The following is a 1,788-nucleotide window of genomic DNA, read 5'->3' on the forward strand; positions in this document are numbered from 1 at the left end:
ACTTAATATGTAATAGCAAAGGGAACAGCTAGGGGAGCATGTCAAATTTGTAATTAGGTACATAGATCCCCCCTAACCCCCCTTAAAAAAGGGGGGAATTAGATTGAAAAGTCCCCCTTATTAAGGGAAACGGGGGATCTGAATCAGGGATTAACAAAACTGACATGCACCCATCAGCTGGTGGGCAGTGCCTAGCAAGACTATGGCCAAGGAAATGAATCTCTGTGAAGCACTGCCCACCCTACTTCAACTAGTTAAGATTAATCCTCTGGTGGGCAGTGCCTAGCAAGACTATGGCCAAGCAAATGAATCTGTCTGATCCACTGCCCACCCTACTTCAACTAGTTAAGATTAATCCTCTGGTGGGCAGTGCCTAGCAAGACTATGGCCAAGCAAATGAATCTCTGTGAAGCACTGCCCACCCTACTTGCACTATTCCTACTGAACTTCCCACACCTCCCACACCTCCCACACTCCCCACACCTCCCTCTCTTTCCCTATTCCCTATTCCCTGTTTCCTGTTCCCTATTCCCTGTTTCCTGTTCCCTAATCTCTGCTTCCAATGCCCGATTTGCCCGCTCCCGTGCTTTGATAGCGTCTCGGTAGTTTGGCTGGTAGCGCACTGCTTTATCATAAGCAGCGATCGCTTTTTTATACTGGTTGCGTTTAACTAATGCATTGCCTAGGCTATACCAGGCTTGGCTGTAGTCAGGTTTATAGTTAACTGCTTGTTGGTAAGATGCGATCGCATCCTTATAGCGTTCCAATTTATAGAAGGTATTGCCTCGACTGTACCAAGCTTGGTAAGGCTTGGATTGTAGTTTAATGGCTTTGTAGTAAGCTTCCAGGGCATCTTCATATCGCTGGACTTGATGGAGTGTCCAACCGCGACTGTACCAGGCTTGATAGGAATTAGGCTGGAGTTTAACGGCTTGATCAAAGGACCCTAAGGCTTCTTGGTATTTCCCCAATTGATTTAAGGTATTGCCCCAGCTATACCAAGCTTGGTAGAAGTTGGGCTGGAATTGAACCGCTTGCTGATAAGACTTGGCTGCATCTTTATACTTTCGCAAATTGCTCAAGTCATTACCCCGCTGATACCAGGCTTGAGAGGAATTCGGTTTGTAGTCTAAGGCTCGGTCGTAGGAGTCTACCGCTGCTTTATATCGGCGCAAATTATGTAATGCCCAGCCCCGTCGATACCAAGCTTGGTAAGAATCGGGTTTGAGTTTCAGGGCTTTGTCAAAGGATGCGATCGCATCAAAATAATTCTTGGACTTAACCTGGACATTACCAAGACTAATCCAAGCATCCAAGTCATTGGGCTGGAGTTCCAGGGCGCTATTAAACGCCTTAATTGCTGCGTCATAACGCTCCAACTGCTCCAAGGTTTTACCCCTACCCTTCCAAGCTGCACTATAATCCGGCTCAATTTGAATGGCTTGGTCGTAAGCATTTAGAGCTTCTTCATAGTACTTCAGTGCAAACAAGGTCTTACCTTGACCTTGCCAAGCTGGAGCATATTCCCCTCGGATTTCTACAGCTCGATTATAAGCATCGAGAGCCTGTTCATAGCGCTTCAATTCTAAAAAGGTTTCCCCCCGGTTATACCAATCCGTAGCATTAGCTCCCCTGAATTCATTCACCATAAAAACCGTTGCCGCAAACCCCAATCCAATCACCCCGGTGTACAGTAACACTTGGTACGGTTTTAGTCTGAATCGTCGGGGTTTCGGGAGCAGCGGTTGTATAGATGACGCAATTCCCAACATTAAAGTAGCGCCAGTT

The 1,788-nt window shown here is 46.7% G+C and carries 1 protein-coding gene; it reads right to left on the reverse strand.

The genetic code is table 11. The annotated features are described in order from the left end of the window. Positions 1 to 497 precede the first annotated feature (497 nt). Positions 498 to 1,788, reverse strand: a 1,291-nt coding sequence (locus tag F6K49_RS45570; RefSeq protein ID WP_293108847.1) for a tetratricopeptide repeat protein, incomplete at its 5' end; no start/stop codon positions are given.

Source organism: Moorena sp. SIO3I6, assembly GCF_010672095.1.